The organism is Longimicrobiaceae bacterium, assembly GCA_035936415.1.
GTDB lineage: Bacteria > Gemmatimonadota > Gemmatimonadetes > Longimicrobiales > Longimicrobiaceae > JAFAYN01.
Map to the genome: position 1 here is coordinate 1 of DASYWD010000045.1, position 3,020 is coordinate 3,020.

General features: G+C 72.5%; 4 protein-coding genes. 3 read left to right on the top strand and 1 reads right to left on the bottom strand.

Features of this window, described 5'->3' with window-relative positions:
* Window positions 1-471 precede the first annotated feature (471 nt).
* Both VGR37_01800 and VGR37_01805 read left to right on the top strand, forming a co-directional pair.
* Window positions 472-1,542 (top strand): carboxypeptidase-like regulatory domain-containing protein, encoded by a 1,071-nt coding sequence (locus VGR37_01800; GenBank protein ID HEV2146130.1) that lies wholly within the window; start codon window positions 472-474, stop codon window positions 1,540-1,542.
* Window positions 1,543-1,609: 67 nt separating this feature from the next.
* Complete coding sequence (locus tag VGR37_01805; protein ID HEV2146131.1) at window positions 1,610-2,125, top strand: hypothetical protein; 516 nt, start codon at window positions 1,610-1,612, stop codon at window positions 2,123-2,125.
* A 78-nt stretch (window positions 2,126-2,203) separates the two neighbouring features.
* On the opposite strand, the gene VGR37_01810 is transcribed toward VGR37_01805, so the two are convergent.
* Window positions 2,204-2,611: a DUF4124 domain-containing protein gene (locus VGR37_01810; GenBank protein HEV2146132.1), complete on the bottom strand. Its 408-nt coding sequence runs from the start codon at window positions 2,609-2,611 to the stop codon at window positions 2,204-2,206.
* A 196-nt stretch (window positions 2,612-2,807) separates the two neighbouring features.
* Between VGR37_01810 and VGR37_01815 the strand changes: the two genes are divergently transcribed.
* On the top strand, window positions 2,808-3,020 hold a 213-nt coding region (locus tag VGR37_01815), incomplete at its 3' end, for a hypothetical protein (protein ID HEV2146133.1).

Consider the following 3,020-nt stretch of genomic DNA (forward strand, 5'->3'; position numbering starts at 1 on the left):
GACTGCATCTCTTCGACCACCCAGGCAACCATCAACCTCTCTTCCTGCCTTCGGTTCCCTCCTCTCCCTACCTGCCCTCCCTCTTACCTCCTCCTGCTCCCATCGTTCTCCCCCTTCTCGACTTGTGGGTAATGCGTAGCCCAATTCAGGGGGAGGGCTTCCTGTCAGGTCGGCATCGGAGTGAGTCGGCAGAGTCCCCCTCCCCCGACTGCTACACGACACAGCCCCATTCACCTCGGCAAGAATCGGAGGGCGCGCCGATCCGACACGCCTCCCCGTCCCGCGGCGTGGACACAGCCCCTCGCCCGCTATTCCTCCCGATCGCGCGTAACCTCTCCTAACTGCTTGCACCGAAGCGATTTGCGGAGGGCCATCGCGGAAGGCCCCTCCCGGAACGGCGGTTGCCCTCTCCCCTGCCGACACGGCGCCGCACCGGCGCATCCCTTCCGGCTCCTCGACCCAGGGCACCCCATGCGCTCCCGCTACCTCCTCCCGGCGCTCTCCGCGCTCGTCGTCCTCTTTCTTGCAGCCGGAGCGCAGCTCCGAGCACAGCAGGCCACCGGCACCATCGACGGCACGGCGACGCTCGCGGAGGGCGGCGCTCCCATCCCGCTCTCGCTGGTGCAGCTCCTCCCCGCCAGCGGGAGCGACGAGCCGCTGCGGGGGACCCTCACCGACGCCCGCGGAGAGTTCCGCTTCGAGGGCGTCGCTGCCGGGCGCTACCGGCTGCGGATGGACCGCGTCGGCTTCGTGTCCGCCCCGTCCGAGCCGTTCGCGGTGGGCGCGGGCCAGACGGTGCGCCGCAGGCTGGCCGCGGAGCTGACGCCTGTGGAGCTGGAGGGGATCTCCGTGTCCGGGAACGCCTGCTACGGGCTGGACCGCCTGGACGATGCGCCGGACCTGGCCGCCCTCTGGCGCGAAGCGCAGAAGGCGGTGGAGACGCGCCGCCGATTCCAGCAGCAGTACCGGTTCGCGTTCGACCGGCGGGTCGAGGGCACGGCGCGGCTCCGCTTCCTGCGCAACCAGCGCATCCTGCAGGACACCACGATCGTCAACCACCCGGATTCGGCGCTGGCCCGGCAGGCGCGGCGCCGTGGGTTCGGGCAGCAGGGCCGCACCTCGTTCCTGCTGCGCCTGCCGGACGAGCTGGAGCTGCTGGACGACGACTTCCTGCGCACACACTGCCTGGAGGGCGACACGGACGACGGGCGTGGGGGCCTGGCGCTGCGCTTCCGCCCGGTACGGCCGCGCGGAGGGGGCGAGCTGGACATCCGCGGCGTCATCCACATCGACCCGGTGAGCTACGTCGTGCGGGAGTTGGAGTTCGAATACCTCAACGGGCGCAGGCCGTCCGCGCGGGGGACCCTGCGCTACGCCGAGGTCCGCACGCCGGACGGGACCATCCGGCTCCCGGCCGGAGGCACCATCAGCGGCGACCCCGCCGGGATGGTGGGGATGGTGGTGCAGGGCTTCGACGGTACCTACGCGATGGAACGCTACCGCGGCTTCGAGCGCCTCCGCGACGACGCCCCGCCGTCGTGACCGCTGGAACCGCGTCCGGCGCGGGTGTAGATTCCGGGGCGAGGCACACCCCGACCCGAGGAACGCCATGAGCGCCGTGGACTTCTCCCTTCTCCCGGGCGACGCACGCCTGTGGATCTTCGCCGCCGCCCGCCCCCTCGCGCCGGACGAGGCGGAGGCGCTGCTGGGGCGGGTGGACCGGTTCGTGGACGGGTGGCTGGCGCACGGCCACTCCGTCGTCGGCGCGCGCGACTGGCGCCACGACCGGTTCCTGCTCGTCGCCGCCGACGAGCGCGCCACCGGGGTCTCCGGCTGCTCGATCGACTCCCTTTTCCGCGTGCTCAAGGAGCTGGAGGCGGAGACGGGCGCCGGGCTGCTGGACCGCTCGGGGGTGACGTTCCGGGGCGCGGACGGGGAGATTCGCACCGTGTCGCGCCCGGAGTTCCGCGCGCTGGTGCAGTCCGGCGAGGTGGGGGCGGACACGGCGGTGTTCGACAACACGATCACCACCGTGGGCGAGCTGAACGCCGGCCGGTGGGAGATGCCGCTGCGGAACTCCTGGCACGCAAAGGCTTTCGGGGTGGAGGGGAACGGGAGTGCGTGAGTGCGGGAGTGCGAAGTGCGAAACGGCGCGCCCACCGGAGATCCCAGTGGGCGCGCCGTTTTTTCGGGTGCGGAGCGCTTACTGCGCTTCGCGCAGCACCCTCTGCAGCTCCGTTTCGCGGGCTTCCGTCTTCTCGCCCAGGCGCTTGCTCTCGGCGAGCAGCTCGGCGGCGCTCCGGGGCTGCTCGCTGCGGGGTGCCTCCGGCTCGGCCGGGCCGCCGGATCCCTTCGCCCAGGTGATCGTCTCCTTCACCTTCTGCACGCCGTCGCGGCCCTCCGGGCGCACGTTGCTGTAGTGCCAGTTGCCGCGGTCGTCCTTCCACTTGTAGACCCCGCCCCCGGACTCCTCCCCGCCGCGCGCTGCGTCGGTGAAGCGGGTCTTCACGGCGGCGAAGTCCAGCAGGGGGCGGCCGTCCTTCGCCGGCATCGCGAAAGCGGCCAGGCCGGCCAGGCCGGCGAGGAGGACGAGCAGTCGGATCCGGCGCATGGGCGTAGTGGGTCGGAAGGGGAGATAGACGAAGACGAGGCGGCCGTCGAGCAGCGGCCGGTCCGGCCCGGAAGGGCGGGGGACGGGAAAGGGGCGGCGTTGGCTGCGGCGGAAAAGATCGGCGGAAGCGCTCCGGCACGCAAGCGGGGCCGCCTCCCATGGGCACCTGGCCCGCGAGTTGCCCGCGCGGCCCGTCATGCAGAACGAGCTCAGCCTGAGTCAGCCTCCGCGGCGCAGCCCGCGCCTCCGCCTGGGGGCCGTGGGGACGCTCGCAGCATTCCTGGTGGCCGCGGTGTTCGGGGTGGCGCGGATGCCGGGGGCTGAAGAGGGCTCCATCGAGCCGGCACCGGCCGCGCCTGCGCAGCCGCCCGCGCCTGCGGCGCCGCGGCTTCCGCCCGCAGCTCTGGAC

What these genes read in the sequence shown, in the direction of transcription:
- VGR37_01805 (HEV2146131.1), top strand. Translation starts at nt 1,610, where the DNA reads ATGAGCGCCGTGGACTTCTCCCTTCTCCCGGGCGACGCACGCCTGTGG.
- VGR37_01810 (HEV2146132.1), bottom strand. Translation starts at nt 2,611, where the DNA reads ATGCGCCGGATCCGACTGCTCGTCCTCCTCGCCGGCCTGGCCGGCCTG.
- VGR37_01800 (HEV2146130.1), top strand. Translation starts at nt 472, where the DNA reads ATGCGCTCCCGCTACCTCCTCCCGGCGCTCTCCGCGCTCGTCGTCCTC.